The sequence below is a fragment of the Aeromonas sp. CD genome, from assembly GCF_033349375.1.
In the GTDB taxonomy this organism is placed as follows: Bacteria; Pseudomonadota; Gammaproteobacteria; order Enterobacterales; family Aeromonadaceae; genus Aeromonas; species Aeromonas hydrophila.
The window spans coordinates 850,021-865,912 of record NZ_CP137631.1; the positions used below are offsets into that span (position 1 = coordinate 850,021).

Here is a 15,892-nt window from a genome sequence, read left to right on the forward strand (position 1 = left end):
GTGCAAGGTTACTGTTTTTTTAACATTACCTGAAAATATAGAGGACTGAATATGTCTGTTATCAAGATGACCGACCTGGATCTGGCGGGTAAACGCGTCCTGATCCGTGCTGACCTGAACGTGCCGGTAAAAGACGGCAAGGTCACTTCCGATGCACGTATCGTCGCTACCCTGCCGACCATCAAGCTGGCTCTGGAAAAGGGCGCCAAGCTGATGATCACCTCCCACCTGGGTCGTCCGACCGAGGGTGAATACAACGAAGAATTCTCCCTGGCTCCGGTTGTCAACTATCTGAAAGACGCACTGTCCTGCCCGGTTCGTCTGGCCAAAGACTACCTGGATGGCGTAGAAGTCGCCGCCGGTGAGCTGGTTGTGCTGGAAAACTGCCGCTTCAACAAAGGCGAGAAGAAGAACACCGAAGAGCTGGCCAAAAAATACGCCGCCCTGTGTGACGTCTTTGTAATGGATGCGTTCGGTACTGCTCACCGCGCCGAAGGCTCCACCTACGGTGTGGCCCAGTTCGCTCCGGTCGCCTGTGCCGGCCCGCTGCTGGCGGGTGAACTGGAAGCCCTGGGCAAAGCCATGCTGAAGCCTGAGCGCCCGATGGTTGCCATCGTTGGCGGCTCCAAGGTCTCCACCAAGCTGACCGTACTGGAATCCCTCTCCAAGATCGCTGACCAGCTGGTGGTCGGTGGTGGCATCGCCAACACCTTCATCGCTGCTGCCGGTCACAACGTCGGCAAGTCCCTGTGCGAGCACGACCTGATCGACACTGCCAAGAAACTGGCTGCCGAAACCAACATCCCGGTGACCACCGACGTAGTTGTCGGTGCCGAGTTCTCCGAGTCCACCCCGGCCACCATCAAGTCCGTCGCTGACGTGACCGACGGCGACATGATCTTCGACATCGGCCCTGACTCTGCCAAGGCCCTGGCCGACATCATCATGAACGCCAAGACCATCCTGTGGAACGGCCCGGTCGGCGTGTTCGAGTTCGACCAGTTCGCTGAAGGTACCAAGGTGATCGCCGAAGCCATCGCTGCTTCTCCGGCCTTCTCCATCGCTGGCGGTGGTGACACCCTGGCTGCCATCGACAAGTTCGGCATCGCCGACAAGGTCTCCTACATCTCCACCGGCGGCGGCGCCTTCTTGGAGTTCGTGGAAGGCAAGGTACTGCCGGCTGTTGCGATTCTGGAACAGCGCGCCAAAGCCTAATTGACCCGAGACGGGGGGCAAAAGCCTCCCGTTTCGTTTATCATGTGCCCGCTGTGCCGGTTCATGATGAACCCCCCATTTTTTATTAACGGCATACGAGAACAGGACGATTAAACATGTCTAAGAAAATTTTCGACTTCGTAAAACCCGGCGTGATCACTGGTGATGACGTTCAGAAAGTGTTCGCCATCGCGAAAGAGAACGGCTTCGCTCTGCCGGCCGTCAACTGCGTCGGTACCGACTCCGTCAACGCCGTACTGGAAGCTGCCGCCAAGGTGAAAGCACCGGTTATCGTTCAGTTCTCCAACGGTGGTGCCGTGTTCACCGCCGGTAAGGGTCTGAAACTGGAAGGCCAGCAAGCTGCCATCATCGGTGCCATCTCCGGTGCCAAGCACGTTCACGCCGTTGCCGAAGCCTACGGTGTACCGGTCATCCTGCACACCGACCACGCCGCCAAGAAGCTGCTGCCGTGGATCGACGGTCTGCTGGATGCGGGCGAGAAGCACTTTGCTGAAACCGGCAAGCCGCTGTTCTCCTCCCACATGCTGGATCTGTCCGAAGAGTCTCTGGAAGAGAACATCGACATCTGCTGCGAATACCTGACCCGCATGGCCAAGATGAACATGACTCTGGAGCTGGAACTGGGTTGCACCGGTGGCGAAGAAGACGGCGTCGACAACAGCCACATGGACCAGTCCGCCCTGTACACCCAGCCGGAAGACGTGGCCTACGCCTACGAGCGTCTGTCCAAGATCAGCCCGCGCTTCACCATCGCTGCCTCCTTCGGCAACGTACACGGTGTTTACAAGCCGGGTAACGTCAAGCTGACCCCGTCCATCCTGGACGCTTCCCAGAAGTACGTTTCCGAGAAGTTCGGCATCCCTGCCAAGTCTCTGGACTTCGTATTCCACGGTGGTTCAGGTTCCACTCTGGAAGAGATCCGCGAATCCATCTCCTACGGCGTGGTGAAGATGAACATCGACACCGACACCCAGTGGGCGACCTGGGAAGGCATTCTGGGCTTCTACAAGAAGAACGAAGCCTACCTGCAAGGTCAGCTGGGCAACCCGGAAGGCGCCGACAAGCCGAACAAGAAGTTCTACGATCCGCGTGTATGGCTGCGTGCCGGCCAGACTACCATGATCGCTCGTCTGGAGAAGGCTTTCTCCGACCTGAACGCCATCGACGTACTGTAATTCGTTACGGTAGTTTGATTGCATGAAAAGGCGCCCTGCGGGGCGCCTTTTTCATTGCAGCATGGCGGGGTCGCCAGCGGACGTAAGCAAGGTGTCTTTCGAGGCACCTTTTGCATTTCTGTGATCCCTGCGGGCTGGATTGGCGGCGGGTGGCTGAGTATTATCGATGACAGGCCGTTTATTTTAGTAAACGCAACGCTATCAAGGCAGGATGCTGAGCATGCAGGCAGGAAAGCACTACCCCCATCAGGAGCACGTAGCCTCCTATTACGCGGCTACCCGCAACGACAATCAGCAGTGGCCTGAGCTCAGTGGCGAACTGAATGCCGAGGTCTGCATCATCGGCGGCGGTTTCAGCGGTCTCAACACCGCCATCAATCTGGCCGAAGCCGGCTACAAGGTGGTATTGCTGGAGGCCAACCGCATCGGCTGGGGCGCCTCCGGGCGCAATGGCGGTCAGCTCATTCGCGGTATTGGTCACGACACCAGCCAGTTCGCCCGCTGGATTGGTGACGAGGGCGTGCGCGAGCTGGATCTGATGGGGCTGGAGGCGGTCGAGCTGGTGCGCGAGCGGATCGAGCGCTTCAACATCGATTGCGACCTGCGCTGGGGCTACTGCGATCTCGCCACCCGTCAGCGCCATCTGGCCGGGTTTGCAGAGGAGGCGGCGCATCTGGCGAGTCTCGGCTACCGGCATGAGGTGAAGCTGGTGGCACGGGAGGATATTCACAGTGTGGTGGGCTCGGATCGCTACATCGGCGGCATGATCGACATGGGCTCCGGCCATCTGCACCCTCTCAACCTGGCGCTCGGTGAGGCGCGCGCGGCGGCCAGCCTGGGAGTGGCCCTGTTTGAGCAGTCCAGAGTGGTGCACATCGACTATGGCGATCGGCTGCAGGTCACCACGGCCCACGGCCGGGTCAGTGCCGACTACCTGGTGATCGGCTGCAACGCCTATCTCAACGACCTCAACCCCGAGCTGGGGGGCAAGGTGCTGCCGGCGGGCTCCTACATCCTCGCCACCGAGGTGCTGGAGAAGCGGCTGCGCCAGCGCCTGCTGCCGCAGAACATGGCGGTGTGCGATCAGAACGTGGCACTCGACTACTACCGTCTCTCCGCCGACGGTCGGCTGCTGTTTGGCGGCGCCTGCAACTACTCGGGCCGGGATCCCCGCGACATCAAGGCCTTCATGCTGCCCAAGTTGCTGCGGGTGTTTCCCGAGCTGGCGGATACCGCCATCGAATTTCAGTGGGGCGGCATGATAGGCATCGGGGCCAACCGGCTGCCCCAGATCGGCCGTCTGCCGGAGCAGCCCAACGTCTTCTATGCCCAGGCCTATTCCGGCCACGGTCTCAATGCCACCCACATGGCGGGCAAGCTGGTGGCGGAGGCGATCAAGGGGGAGAGCCGGGGTTTCGACCTGTTCGGCAGCGTGCCCCACATGACCTTCCCCGGCGGCCCGGCGCTGCGCTCGCCCCTGTTGGCGCTCGGCATGCTCTGGTACCGCTTCAAGGATCTGTTTTAAGGGGCGCTGGATCTGGTGCGCCACGGCGTGGTGGTTGGTCGGATTGATACTGCTATTTGGCTGGAGCAGTCAAACAATCAGCGTCCGCCCACCCCGTGTGTTGAACGGGGCTGCGCGCCGAATAGCGAGGGGATAGGGCGGATACCCAGGCCTGAGTCAGCCTGGGTATTCTGGCTGGCTAAGCTCAGTGCGCAGGCTCGGCCAGACGCCAGCCCTGCTCGGTTTTCATCATCCACACTTCGGCCTGCTGCGGCAGCACCTGGCCCGCCTCGAACTGGCCGTATTTGCGTTCCAGCTCCATCAGCCCCATCTCCTGCTGGAAGGGACCGACCCTGTCATAGACCAGATCCTCGTCGTGCAGCATCTGCAGCTGTTCCATCCCCTGCTTGAAGTGGAGCTGGTAGCTCACCTTGACCAGATAGACCCCCTCCATGCGCTCTTCCTTGTCCAGGATGGTGAAGTCACTGATCTCGAACAGATTGGCGTCGGTGTCTGCCTGCAGTTTGGCGGTGACCTGGGTCCGGATTGCCTCTTCACCTGGACCTGCGTAACAGCCATACAGCCAGAGGGCCAGCAGGGGGATGAACCACTTTTTCATCAAAACTCCGGATGATGCGAGACAGGAGGGGCAAAGTTTGCCACGGTACGGGCTAGATACAAGGGATAGCCAGAAAAATCAGCAGTCTATGTCTGGTCCGAGGTAAGGGGACTGCGAACGATGCAGGTCATGACCAGGGTATCGCCGCTGAACCCGGCGATCTGTTTGCGATCGACTTGTTGGAAGCCGTGCTTGGTCCAAAAATGCAGGGCGGGCAGGTTGGTTTCTATGACCCCGAGCCGCATTGTGGTGCAACCCCAGTGTGCCGCCATCTCCATGAGCCGTAGGACGACTTGGCTGCCGATGCCACGGCCTTGCCAGCACTCCTTCAACAGCAGCAGACCGAGATAGGCGGTATCCGGTGTGGGATAGCCACGGATGAGATCGACGCAGCCAAGCAATTCTTCCCCCTCCAGCACGGCCAGCACAAACTTGTCCTCTTTCCCCATACCCGGTGGACAGACCTTGAGTATCTCTTCGGCATCTGCAGGGACAGGCCCCTTGCTTTCGGTCAGCCAGCTGTAGGCTGGGGCTGCCATGACAACTTCCTCCAGCCAGCCCCTGTGCTCTGGGTGAACCGCTGACAGACGCCGAAGCTCCATCTAGCGCAGCTTGTCCAGCTGGCCGAGAAATTCGGCGGGCCCCATAAAGCCGGTGACCCGCTGGCCGCTCACTTCATTGCCGGCGCGGTCGAAGAAGATCAGGGTCGGCAGCCCCAGCACGTTGAGGCCGTTGAGCAGCTCCACATCGGCATCATCGTTGGCGGTGACGTCTGCCTGCAGCAGCACCATCTGGCCGAACCGCTCGCGCACGGCCGGGTCGCTGAAGGTCTTGTGTTCAAACTCCTTGCAGGCCACGCACCAGTCGGCATAGAGATCGAGCAGCACCGGCTTGCCGCGAGCGGCGGCCAGCTGGGTCTTGAGATCGTCCAGCGTCTTGATGCGGATGAAGGCCGGCGCCTCGGCCTGAGCGGCTGCGCTGGCACCCTGGGGTGGCAGCAGCAGATCCTTGCCCACCACCACGGCGCTGATCATGGCCAGCAGCAGCACGAAGCCGCGCAGACTGCGACCTACCGAATGGCCCTGATGCTGGTTGTGATGATAGAGGTAGCCGCACAGCAGCAGCCCCCAGCCGAGCCAGGCCAGGGTGGTGACCTGATCGCTCCAGAGCCTCGAGAGCAGCAGGATGGGTACCGCCAGCAGTGCAAATCCGAACAGCTGCTTGATCACGTCCATCCAGGCGCCCGCCTTGGGCAGCAGCTTGCCGCCCGAGGTGCCGAGCAGCAGCAGTGGCAGCCCCATGCCGAGCGACAGGGCGTAGAGAGCCGCACCGCCGAGCCAGAGATCGCCGCTCTGGGCCACGTAGATGAGGGCGCCTGAGAGCGGCGCCGTGGTGCAAGGGGAGCAGACCAGGCCGGAGATCATCCCCATGATGCCGACTCCGAGCACGGAGCCGCCCTGCTGGCGGTTGGAGAGGCCGGACAGCCGGGTCTGCAGGCTGCTAGGCAGCTGCAGGGTGTAGAGCCCGAACATGGAGAGGGCCAGCAGCACGAACATCACCGAGAGGCCGATCAAGACGTAGGGGTGCTGCAGCGCAGCCTGGAATTTCAAGCCGGCCGACGCCACCACCAACCCGAGCAGGGTGTAGGTGACCGCCATCCCCTGTACGTAGACGAAGGAGAGCAGAAAGGCGCGGCGGGTGGAGAGGCGATGGCCGGCCCCGGCGATGATCCCGGTCAGGATGGGATACATGGGGAAGACGCAGGGGGTGAAGGCGAGGCCGAGCCCGAGTGCGAAGAAGGCAGCGACGCTGAGCCAGAAGCCCTGGCTGCCGAGGGCGGCCGCCAGCTGATCCTGCTGGCTGCTGGCCGGTGTGGGCTGGTCAGGCTGCTCGCCCTGCTGGGCGGTGAGCGGCTGGATGCTGATCAGCTTGTCGGTGGGGGGATAGCAGAGGCCGTCGGTACAGCCCTGATAACTGATCTTGAGACTGGCCTGCTGGCCGGCCTCGGTCAGGGTGACGGGGATCTGCACCTCCCGGTAATAGACCTGGGTCTTGCCGAAGAAGTCATCTTCATGCTCGGTGCCAGCGGGCAGCACCGGCTCCTCGAAGGCGAGGTTTTCCCCCTTGAAGCGGAAGCTGTGGCGATAGAGGTAGTAGTCGTCGGCGATACGCAGGTGCAGCAGCAGCCGATTGCCCTGCTGTTCGCGCTCGAGGACGAACGCCTCGTCCACTTTCAGAAATTTGGGTTGGGCGCTGGCCTCGATGCCGAGGGCGCTCAGCAGATCCGTGCTGCTGGCGCGGGCCGGCAGTGAGCCCAGGCCGGCCAGCAGGACACAGAGCAACAGCAGGGGAAAGAGCAGGCGAGACGGTGTCATGAGGTTTCCTGTTTTATCCAGTCGAGATAGGGCTGGTGGCCCTGGCTTGTGGGCAGCGCCAGGATCTCCGGCACCTCATAGGGGTGATGAGCAAGAATGCACTGGCGCAGCGGCTCGAACAGGGCGGCGTGCGACTTGATGATGAGCTGGATCTCCGTGGCCCGTTCGATCTGGCCCTGCCAGCGGTAGACGGAGGTGAGGCCGGGCAGCTGATTGATACAGGCCGCCAGCCGCTGGTTCAGCAGTTGTGCGCAGATGAGGTTGGCACTGGCCTCATCCGGGCAGGTGCAAAGCACCAGAATGGTGTCGGTCATGGTGAAATATCTCGTCCGATCGGGGCGGCTCGGCGCCCGTAAACCAGTGGCTACTATACCTAGCGACGGGTCAAATAGCATCTGGCGCACTTTGCGGCTGCGACATGAAAATAAGTGGGGGGCATGAGATAGACGCTGTCAGAGCGACAAGGCAGAATGAGCGGGCTTGTTCCCATTCGACGTAAGGAAATGTATGACCCAACAGAATGAGCAGCAGAGAAACCGCATGTTGAGCCTGTTGCGCGAAGGTGAGCGCCGTATGTTGGTGCAACTGGCCGGTCTGCTGCGTACCAGTGCCGATGAAATCAATGCCGAGCTGGAAAAAGAGGAGTTGCTGGATACCCTCGAGCAACCGGTCACGGTGGAGTATCTCAACGGCGTGGTGCAGCACCATCTGTTCGAGCGCCTGCACAAGGGTGACATGGTCGCAGCCCAGCGACTGCTGACCCAGTACCAGAGTGACCTTGAGGCCATGCTGACGCAGGAGTCGGCCGAGGCAGAGGCCCCGACCGAAGAGCTGAAGGCACAAGCCTGAACGCCGCGGCAGGCCCGCCGGGCTTGTCCTCCCCCAGCACCATCATGCCCCTTGCATGATGGTGCCTCGTTTTTCCTGCCGTTTTTTGCCGTCGTTCAACCCAGTGCGTTCTGCTGCAACTGACCCGGGATCGGGTACACCTTGTCGTAGCTCCAGTTGTAGATGAAGGCGTAGACCAGGTAGAACAGCACGAAGCCCAGATCCAGTACCAGCGCCTCCATCATGCTGATGTCGAGCCACCAGGACATCACCGGCAGGGCGACGAACAGCAGGCCCCCCTCGAAACCGAAAGTATGTGCTACCCGCTGCCACAGGCTCTTGTGGGTATGCCCCTGATATTTGAGCAGCAGCTTGTCGACCCCGATGTTGTAGACATAGTTCCAGACGGTGGCGAGCACCGAGAAGAACAGGGCCAGCGGCCCCATGTGGTTGAGCCCTACGCCGGTCACCCAGCTGGCCAGCGGGGCGGCGATGAGCAGGCCAATCAATTCGAAGCCAATGGCGTGGCGCAGGCGGTCACGTGTGTTGCGCATAGTCAGTCTCTCTATCTGGCTGAGTGTCGATGGCGCTCAATTTATCGCTATTTTCTGATAGGTTCACGCTAGTATCTATCGTTAAAACAGATAGAGCCATCAGTCGACCCCGACAGGAGCCATTGCATGAACCCTTCACTGGAACAACTCAAGGCGCTGCTGGCCGCGGCAGAGAGCGGCTCCTTCTCGGCGGCGGCCCGCCAGCTGGGCAAGGCGCAGTCCGTGGTCAGCACCGCCATCGCCAACCTGGAGATAGATCTGGGGCTCGAGCTGTTCGATCGCAGCGGCCGTTATCCGGTTCTGACCGAGGCGGGTGTGCGCATCAGCCAGGAGGCGGGCATTTTGCTGGCCCAGAGCGAGCGCTTGCAGGCCATCGCTGGCGAGCTGGCCACCGGTGTCGAGTCGCGCCTGACCCTGGCCATTGACGATGACTCCCACCTGCCCTGGCTCGGCTCCGTGCTGGAGGGGTTCGCCACCCGCTATCCGACGGTGGAGCTGGAGCTGCTGTTTCCGTTGATGGAGGACCTCACCGAGATGCTGACCAGCGGCCGCGCCCAGCTCGGCATCAGCTATCAGAAGGAGCACCCGCAGCGGGAGATCGTCGCCCGCTCGCTGGGGGGCGTGCCCATGCCGCTGGTGGTCTCTCCCGAGCATCCGCTGGCCCACAAGGCGCCGCTGCGGGAGAGCGACCTGCAGGGGGCACGTCAGTTGATGGTGACGGGGCGGCGGGAAGGAACGGAGCGTCATCGTTTCCGCCTGTCGGCACAGGTGTGGTGGGTCGAGGGGGATCTGGGCGTACTGGAGCTGGTCAAGCTGGGGCTGGGCTGGGCGGCGGTGCCCGATTTTCTGTTGCACCGGCCGCTGGCCCGGGGCGAGGTAGTGGTGCTCAAGCCGGACTTCATTACCCAGCCGGAGCTGGCACTGGAGCTGCAGTGGCATCGCGCCCGACCGCTCGGGCAGGCGGGGCGCTGGCTGAAGGAGGCCCTGCTGGCGCGGGCGCGCTAGCAGGGTGCTCCGCTTCGCTTACTCGGTCAGCTGATAGGGGAGGGGCTGCAGGCTCAGGCTTGAGCCCTCCTCCTGCTTGAGCCGGAAACGGGCGTCGGCTTCGGTGTCCTTGGGCAGCACGGCGGTGAGCCACAGCTCGCCATCCTGCTGCCAGGCGTTGAGCACCATGCCGCTGCGGCGCCAGTTGTCACCGAGCTGGATCTCCAGGGTATCGCCGCTGGCAACCGGCGTAGTGGCGGTGCCGCTCAGCACGAACAGGGCGCGGTTGTTGGCGCCACGATATTTGGCGCGGGCCACCGTCTCCTGCCCCATGTAGCAGCCCTTGGTGAAGCTGATGCCGTCCAGCGCCTGCAGGTTGAGCATCTGGGGAATGTACTCACCCTGATGAACCGCCTCCAGATGGGGGATGCCGGCCTTGATCTCCAGTCCCCACCAGAGCGACTCGGGGCCGCTGGGCAGAGTCAGCACCAGCGGCTGTTCGCTGACCAGCAGCCAGCGATCGGCCTCGATTCGCACCGCCATGCCACCCTCGATGAGACCGCTCTGCTGCAGGCCGTATTGCCCTGCGATCCAGCCATCGGTCCCCTGACCGGCCACGCCGACCGCCTGGCCGTGATTTTCGCTGATCTCGACCTTGGCAAAGATCGCGAACTTCTTGAGCTCGGGCAGCTGGCGGGCCAGCACCGACGGCTTGGTCAGCATCAGCAGGCGATCGCTCAGGCAGAGCAGGCGAAAATCGCTCCACAGCTTGCCCTTGGGATCGCAGTGGCCACCCAGGGTGTGCTGACCCGGCTGCAGGGCGTTGACGTCACAGGTGACCTGGCCCTGCAGGTATTTGGCGCGATCCTGGCCGCTCAGGCTGGTGATGGCCAGATCGGTCAGAGGGAACAGGGTTGGCTCGGCGGGAAGGGTTGGCAGGCTCACGATGGCATTCCAGAGACAGAAAGTATGTGACCTGCATGGTAAAGACGTAAGGAATGTTTGTCAGCCGGAAAATCCAGCTGTTACCATCGCCGGGTCTTTGTAAGGAGAGTTCCATGTTGAGCCCAATTGAAAAATCCCGCCTGAAGTGGGCCTGCCGCCGTGGCATGCTCGAGCTGGATGTGATCTTTATGCCTTTCTTCGAACACGAGTTCGACGGTCTGAGCGAGGCGGAGCAGCAAACCTTCATCCGCCTGCTGGAGTGCGAGGATCCTGAGCTGTTCCGCTGGAGCATGGGCCACGGCGTGCCGGAAGATCCTGCGTTTGCCGCCATGATCCCGCTGATCCTGGAGCGCAATCAGGCCCGCCACGATCGCCAGCGCTGATCTGCCCGTACGGGTGTCGATGCCCGTCACAGCCTCCAGACAGCAGCGCCTGCTGCTGTTGTCGTTGTTTCTGCTGATCCTGTGGCCGCTCGCCGCCCTGATCCACGGCTGGCAGTGGGCACTGTTGCTGCCCTGCTGGGCGCTGGGGTTGTGGCGTGCCTGGCTTGGCGCCAGCCGGATGAGCGGTGTGCTGGAGTGGGACGGGCAGTGGCTCACCTGGCAGGGCCGTCGTTACCAGCTGGGGACGGGCAGCCGCATTTGGCCCGGGGTACTCTGGCTGCAACTGGTGACGACGGAGCGTCCCGCCATCCGGCTCTGGCTGTTCAGCGATGCGCTGGCACCGGCCCACTACCGCACACTGGCTCGCGCCATCCACTTCTCCCAGCCGACCCGCTAGTTTCTCTTCCCCATAAAACAGATGACCCCGCCGGAGCGAGGTCATCTGGATGTTGCTGCTTGCGGCAGAGGTTAGTCCCGCTCCGGCGTCAGCACGGTCGGCCTGGAGTCCGGCTGCATGTCCGGGTAGTCCGGGTTGCAGCAGTGCAGGCCGCGTGACTCTCAGGCTCATTGCGAAGCGAAAGGGTTAGTCTCGTTCCGGCGTCAGCACGGTCGGCTTGGAGTCCGGCTGCATGTCCGGATAGTCCGGGTTGCAGCGGTGCAGGCCGCGGGACCCTCTGGCTCATTGCGAAGCGAAAGGATTAGTCCCGCTCCGGCGTCAGCACGGTTGGCTTGGAGTCCGGCTGCATGTCCGGGTAGTCCAGGTTGTAGTGCAGGCCGCGCGACTCCTTGCGCTGCAGGGCGCAGTTGACGATGAGTTCGGCCACCTGCAGCAGGTTGCGCAGCTCCAGCAGGTTGTTGGAGACCCGGAAGTGAGCGTAGTACTCCTGCACCTCCTGCTTGAGCAGGTCGATGCGGCGCTTGGCCCGGGCCAGGCGTTTGTTGGTACGCACTATCCCCACGTAGTCCCACATCATCAGCCGCAGCTCGTGCCAGTTGTGCTGGATCACCACCAGTTCGTCCGAATCTTCCACCTTGCTCTCGTCCCACACCGGCAGATGGGGCGGCTCCACGCTCATCGGCAGCTTGGCCAGAATGTCGGCCCCCGCCTGGTGGGCATAGACCACGCATTCGAGCAGGGAGTTAGAGGCCATCCGGTTGGCGCCGTGCAGCCCGGTGTAGGTCACCTCGCCGATGGCGTAGAGGCCGGGGATGTCGGTCTGGCCGTTGTTGTCGATCATCACGCCGCCGCAGGTGTAGTGGGCGGCAGGGACGATGGGCATCGCCTCCTTGGTGATGTCGATGCCGACCGCGAGGCAGCGCTCGTAGATGGTCGGGAAGTGCTTGATGATGAAGTCGGCCGGCTTGTGGCTGATGTCCAGATACATGCAGTCGGCGCCGAGCCGCTTCATCTCGTGGTCGATGGCGCGGGCGACTATGTCCCGTGGCGCCAGCTCGGCCCGCTCGTCAAACTCCGGCATGAAGCGGCTGCCATCGGGACGGCGCAGGTAGGCCCCCTCACCGCGCAGGGCTTCGGTCAGCAGGAAGTTGGGGTCATCGGGGTGGAACAGGCTGGTGGGGTGGAACTGGTTGAACTCCAGGTTCGCCACCCGGCAGCCGGCGCGCCACGCCATGGCGATGCCGTCACCGGAGCTGACGTCCGGGTTGGAGGTGTACTGATACACCTTGGAGGCGCCACCGGTGGCCAGTGCCACGAAGCGGGCGCGGATCACCTCGACCTGCTCGGCGTTGCGGTTCCAGACATAGGCACCCAGCACCCGGTTGCCCGGCAGACCCAGCTTGCGGGTGGTGATGAGGTCGACCGCGTTGAAGCGCTCCATCAGCTGGATGTTGGGGTGAGCGCGGACCTGATCTATCAGGGTGAGCTGCACCGCCTTGCCGGTGGCATCCGCGGCGTGGAAGATGCGGCGATGGCTGTGGCCCCCTTCCCGGGTCAGGTGATAGTGGGATTCGCCCTCGGCGTCTTCCTCCTGATCGAAGGGGACCCCCTGCTTGATCAACCACTGGATGGATTCGCGGGCGTTGCGAGCGGTGAACTCCACCACGGCCGGGTCACACAACCCGGCCCCGGCGTTGAGCGTGTCGCTCACGTGGGATTCGATGCTGTCGGTCTCGTCGAATACGGCAGCGATGCCTCCTTGCGCATAGAAAGTGGCCCCTTCACTGATGGGCCCCTTGCTCAGAACCAGGACTTTGGCCTGGTCTGCCAATCGCAACGCGAGAGACAAACCGGCGGCACCGCTGCCAATGATCAGTACGTCGCAAAGGTATTCAACACTTGCTTTCATAAGTATCATTGGCCTGGATTAAGAACTGGCACCATGGTAGCCCAAGCGAGGGGGGTGATGCAGCCTGCGTCACATTTTTTTCAATGCAAGCGAACTTTCCCTGATTCCTCCTGTCTGAACTTGTGCGCTTAGGAAGGGCCGGAAAAGAAAAACGATAACCTGATGGGGGTTTTACGGCTCTGATGAGCGACCAGAATCTACTGGACGAACAGCTGGTTGAACGGGTCCAGCGTGGCGATAAAAATGCATTCAACCTGTTGGTAAAAAAATACCAGCACAAGGTGGTCAACCTGGTGGCCAGGTATGTCAACAACCCGGGCGATGTACCGGATGTGGCGCAGGAGGCATTCATCAAAGCCTACCGTGCGCTGCCGACATTCCGTGGCGAGAGCGCGTTTTACACTTGGTTGTACCGGATCGCCGTGAACACGGCCAAAAATTATCTGACCTCTCAAGGGCGCAGGCCGCCCAGCAGTGACGTAGAGGCGGAAGAGGCAGAATACTATGGCGGTGGCGAAGCCTTGCAAGAGGTGGCTACCCCGGAAAACCTGACGCTGACCGACGAGATCAAGCGCACCGTGTTTTCTGCCATAGAAGCTTTGCCGGAAGACTTGAGGACAGCTATCACCCTTCGCGAACTGGAAGGGCTGAGCTACGAAGAGATTGCCGAAATCATGGATTGTCCGGTGGGTACGGTGAGATCCCGCATCTTCCGGGCGAGGGAAGCAATCGATAAAAAGCTGCAACCTCTGATCGAGAATTAACTGGGGAAAGACAGGTTAACTTATGGCAACTAAAGAGCAACTCTCGGCCCTGATGGACGGTGACTTGAGCGATGTTGAGGTTCTGAACGAGCTGGGAACGGATCCGGCTCTACAAGACACCTGGTCTCGTTACCACCTGATCGGTGATGCCATGCGGGGGGACCTGCCGGTCAATCTGCAACTGGATCTGAGCGACAGCATCATGGCTGCGCTGGAAGATGAACCCACCATCTTGGCGCCCAAGCCGGTGGATAGCAAACCTGCCGTACCGCAGCCGGGGACCGCCAAGGTCGTGCCGTTTCTGCGCCGTGCTGGCCAGCAGGTGGGGCAGTACGCCATCGCCGCATCGGTCGCTGCCGCCGTCATCTTCGGGGTGCAGCAGTATCAGGGGCAGGATGGGCTGCCAACTAACCCAGTACTCAACACTATCCCCGTTGGTGGCAGTGCCTCACCGGTGAGTGTGCACTACCCGCAGGATGGCAACCGGGCCACTGCCCGTCAGCAAGGGCTGAGCGAGCAGCAGATGCAGGAGCAGCGCGAGCGCATCAATGCTTTCCTGCGTGACCACCAGTTGCAACAGCGTCTGCTGCAAGACAAGCAGATTCAGGAATAACGGATTTAGGGATCAGAACGTGCGCCAGTCCAGCCGTATTTTGCTGGCCTCTTTCCTGCTGATCAGTGCCAAGGCCTCGGCCGACGACAAGTCGGCCGAGGCCTTGTTGCAGCAGATGCAGAGTGCCGTCTCGCAACAGAATTTTGAATTGTCCATGGTCAAGGCCCGGCAGGGGCGCCTCGAACCCATCCGCTTCAGCCACGGCGTGATCGATGGCAAGGAGGTGGCTCACCTCAGCTATCTCGATGGCAAGACCATCGAGTATCTGCAGCGCCAGGATGAATACACCTTCTTCGAAAATACCCACGAACCTTACACCCTCAAGGGAGCCCGCTTCCCCGGTGTGTGGGCGAGCCTGGTCAGGATGCCGCTGCCACGGGTGCTGGAGAGCTATGACCCCGTGCTGGCCGGTCGCAGCCGGGCGGCCGGGTTGGTGGCTCAGGTAGTGCGGCTGGTACCCAAAGAGGCTGACAAGTACGGCTTCGTGCTCTGGATCGACGAGCAGAGCCACCTGCTGGTGCGGGTGGACATGGTGGATCGGGAAGGCAATCTGGTTGAACAGGTGCTGGGGGTGGATTTGGACAGGCTGCCTGCCCCGGCGCCCTGGCTGGTGAAGCTGGCTGGCAGCAAGCTGCCTCAGGCACTGGCACTGGAAGACGCCTACCCGGCGCCGCAGCAGCAGCTGAATTGGCACCTGACCTGGTTGCCGGAGGGGTTCAAGGTGCTCTCGCGGGATCGGCATCAGCTGGTCACCACCAGCCTGCCGGTGGATTACATGATGCTCTCCGATGGACTGGTGGATCTCTCGGTCTACGTTGCCCGGGTCGATCCCAAGCAGGCGGTGCGCCAGCAGTTGATCCGCCAGGGTGCCACCTCGCTGGTGAGCTATGTCAATGACGTGGGGGTCGAGATCACGGTGGTGGGGGAAGTGCCGGCCGACACCGCCAAACGCATCGCCGAGTCGGTGCAACCGCTGGCCCGCAACGAGACCGTCCAGTAGTCGTCGATGCACTGTTGCTTGCCCAATCCGGGCAGTCATGTTCAGATTGGGTCAATCTCTGTCTAGTTAATGTGGAACCGTCTTGTGAGTGGAATGAGCGAAGAGCTGGCAACCGTAGTGGCCATTGATGGACAACATGCCTGGGTGGAGTGCGAACGGCGCTCCGCCTGCAGCGGTTGTCATCAACAGTCCAACTGCGGTACCGGCACGGTAGCCAAGGCGTTTCCGTTGCAGGCGCAGCGGCTGCGGGTGGCGCTCACCATCGAGGTGAGCGTCGGCCAGCAGGTGAGGCTCGGCATCCCACAGGCGAGCATTCTGCAGGGGGCTGCGCTGGTCTACGTGCTGCCGCTGTTCTGTCTGCTGGCGGGAGCCCTGCTGGGGCAACTCTGGCTGGCTCCCTTGCTGTCGGCCGGGGAGGGGGTCACCATCCTCAGCTGCCTGCTGGGCGGCCTTATCGGATTTTCACTGGTTCGTTACTTTTCCAACCGGCTCGATCAGGGGGCTTATGGTCCCCGCATGCTGGGTGTGGTCCTGCCCACCCGCCACCTCTCCTGACACTGTCCAGGCCTGTATTTCTGGTGCTTCGTCGACTAAAGATTGGCCGTC

The 15,892-nt window shown here is 61.9% G+C and carries 18 protein-coding genes; 11 read left to right on the forward strand and 7 right to left on the reverse strand.

The window, feature by feature from the left end; translation table 11 throughout:
• The first annotated feature begins 51 nt into the window (after nt 1-51).
• The 3 genes from R2E40_RS03930 (at nt 52) to R2E40_RS03940 (ending at nt 3,936) form a co-directional block, all read left to right on the forward strand.
• Nucleotides 52-1,215 (forward strand): phosphoglycerate kinase, encoded by a 1,164-nt coding sequence (locus R2E40_RS03930; RefSeq protein WP_011704731.1) that lies wholly within the window; start codon nt 52-54, stop codon nt 1,213-1,215.
• Between the two features lie 116 nt (nt 1,216-1,331).
• Nucleotides 1,332-2,411: a class II fructose-bisphosphate aldolase gene (gene fbaA / locus R2E40_RS03935; protein WP_011704732.1), complete on the forward strand. Its 1,080-nt coding sequence runs from the start codon at nt 1,332-1,334 to the stop codon at nt 2,409-2,411.
• A gap of 220 nt (nt 2,412-2,631) precedes the next feature.
• Nucleotides 2,632-3,936 (forward strand): NAD(P)/FAD-dependent oxidoreductase, encoded by a 1,305-nt coding sequence (locus tag R2E40_RS03940; protein ID WP_219255939.1) that lies wholly within the window; start codon nt 2,632-2,634, stop codon nt 3,934-3,936.
• A 184-nt stretch (nt 3,937-4,120) separates the two neighbouring features.
• Here the strand turns inward: R2E40_RS03940 and R2E40_RS03945 are convergent, their stop codons facing one another.
• The 4 genes from R2E40_RS03945 to cutA all read right to left on the reverse strand — a co-directional run bounded on the left by R2E40_RS03945 (nt 4,121) and on the right by cutA (nt 7,223).
• Nucleotides 4,121-4,534: a hypothetical protein gene (locus R2E40_RS03945; protein WP_318164821.1), complete on the reverse strand. Its 414-nt coding sequence runs from the start codon at nt 4,532-4,534 to the stop codon at nt 4,121-4,123.
• Between the two features lie 86 nt (nt 4,535-4,620).
• Complete coding sequence (locus R2E40_RS03950; protein ID WP_318164822.1) at nt 4,621-5,073, reverse strand: GNAT family N-acetyltransferase; 453 nt, start codon at nt 5,071-5,073, stop codon at nt 4,621-4,623.
• 63 nt (nt 5,074-5,136) lie between these two features.
• Complete coding sequence (locus R2E40_RS03955) at nt 5,137-6,909, reverse strand: protein-disulfide reductase DsbD (protein ID WP_318164823.1); 1,773 nt, start codon at nt 6,907-6,909, stop codon at nt 5,137-5,139.
• Nucleotides 6,906-7,223, reverse strand: a complete 318-nt coding sequence (cutA, locus tag R2E40_RS03960; RefSeq protein ID WP_318164824.1) for a divalent-cation tolerance protein CutA — start codon at nt 7,221-7,223, stop codon at nt 6,906-6,908. Before cutA ends, R2E40_RS03955 begins: the two co-directional genes overlap by 4 nt.
• 193 nt (nt 7,224-7,416) lie before the next feature.
• On the opposite strand from cutA, the gene R2E40_RS03965 reads away from it, so the two are divergent.
• Complete coding sequence (locus R2E40_RS03965) at nt 7,417-7,758, forward strand: hypothetical protein (protein WP_181014809.1); 342 nt, start codon at nt 7,417-7,419, stop codon at nt 7,756-7,758.
• 95 nt (nt 7,759-7,853) lie between these two features.
• Here the strand turns inward: R2E40_RS03965 and R2E40_RS03970 are convergent, their stop codons facing one another.
• Entirely contained in the window at nt 7,854-8,291 is a 438-nt protein-coding gene (locus tag R2E40_RS03970; protein WP_077096113.1) for a PACE efflux transporter, read from the reverse strand.
• Between the two features lie 126 nt (nt 8,292-8,417).
• Here R2E40_RS03970 and R2E40_RS03975 point away from each other — a divergent pair, with 126 nt between their 5' ends.
• The gene (locus tag R2E40_RS03975) at nt 8,418-9,296 is read left to right on the forward strand and encodes a LysR family transcriptional regulator (RefSeq protein ID WP_318164825.1); all 879 of its coding nucleotides are present in this window, start codon (nt 8,418-8,420) and stop codon (nt 9,294-9,296) included.
• Nucleotides 9,297-9,314: 18 nt separating this feature from the next.
• On the opposite strand, the gene ygfZ is transcribed toward R2E40_RS03975, so the two are convergent.
• Nucleotides 9,315-10,220: a tRNA-modifying protein YgfZ gene (ygfZ, locus tag R2E40_RS03980; RefSeq protein ID WP_318164826.1), complete on the reverse strand. Its 906-nt coding sequence runs from the start codon at nt 10,218-10,220 to the stop codon at nt 9,315-9,317.
• A 113-nt stretch (nt 10,221-10,333) separates the two neighbouring features.
• Between ygfZ and R2E40_RS03985 the strand changes: the two genes are divergently transcribed.
• Both R2E40_RS03985 and R2E40_RS03990 read left to right on the forward strand, forming a co-directional pair.
• Entirely contained in the window at nt 10,334-10,603 is a 270-nt protein-coding gene (locus R2E40_RS03985; protein ID WP_011704741.1) for a succinate dehydrogenase assembly factor 2, read from the forward strand.
• A 19-nt stretch (nt 10,604-10,622) separates the two neighbouring features.
• Entirely contained in the window at nt 10,623-11,000 is a 378-nt protein-coding gene (locus tag R2E40_RS03990; protein WP_318164827.1) for a protein YgfX, read from the forward strand.
• 301 nt (nt 11,001-11,301) lie between these two features.
• On the opposite strand, the gene nadB is transcribed toward R2E40_RS03990, so the two are convergent.
• Nucleotides 11,302-12,909, reverse strand: coding sequence for an L-aspartate oxidase (gene nadB / locus R2E40_RS03995; RefSeq protein WP_318164828.1), 1,608 nt, complete (start codon nt 12,907-12,909; stop codon nt 11,302-11,304).
• A 182-nt stretch (nt 12,910-13,091) separates the two neighbouring features.
• Between nadB and rpoE the strand changes: the two genes are divergently transcribed.
• From rpoE to R2E40_RS04015, 4 genes are all read left to right on the forward strand, one after another.
• A complete protein-coding gene (gene rpoE / locus R2E40_RS04000) occupies nt 13,092-13,673 on the forward strand; it encodes an RNA polymerase sigma factor RpoE (RefSeq protein WP_005309371.1) in 582 nt (193 codons plus the stop codon).
• A 22-nt stretch (nt 13,674-13,695) separates the two neighbouring features.
• Nucleotides 13,696-14,286, forward strand: a complete 591-nt coding sequence (locus R2E40_RS04005) for an RseA family anti-sigma factor (RefSeq protein WP_318164829.1) — start codon at nt 13,696-13,698, stop codon at nt 14,284-14,286.
• 19 nt (nt 14,287-14,305) lie between these two features.
• On the forward strand, nt 14,306-15,286 hold the full coding sequence (locus R2E40_RS04010; RefSeq protein WP_318164830.1) for a MucB/RseB C-terminal domain-containing protein: 981 nt from the start codon (nt 14,306-14,308) through the stop codon (nt 15,284-15,286).
• Nucleotides 15,287-15,379: 93 nt separating this feature from the next.
• The gene (locus R2E40_RS04015; RefSeq protein WP_011704746.1) at nt 15,380-15,841 is read left to right on the forward strand and encodes a SoxR reducing system RseC family protein; all 462 of its coding nucleotides are present in this window, start codon (nt 15,380-15,382) and stop codon (nt 15,839-15,841) included.
• Nucleotides 15,842-15,892: the final 51 nt, after the last annotated feature.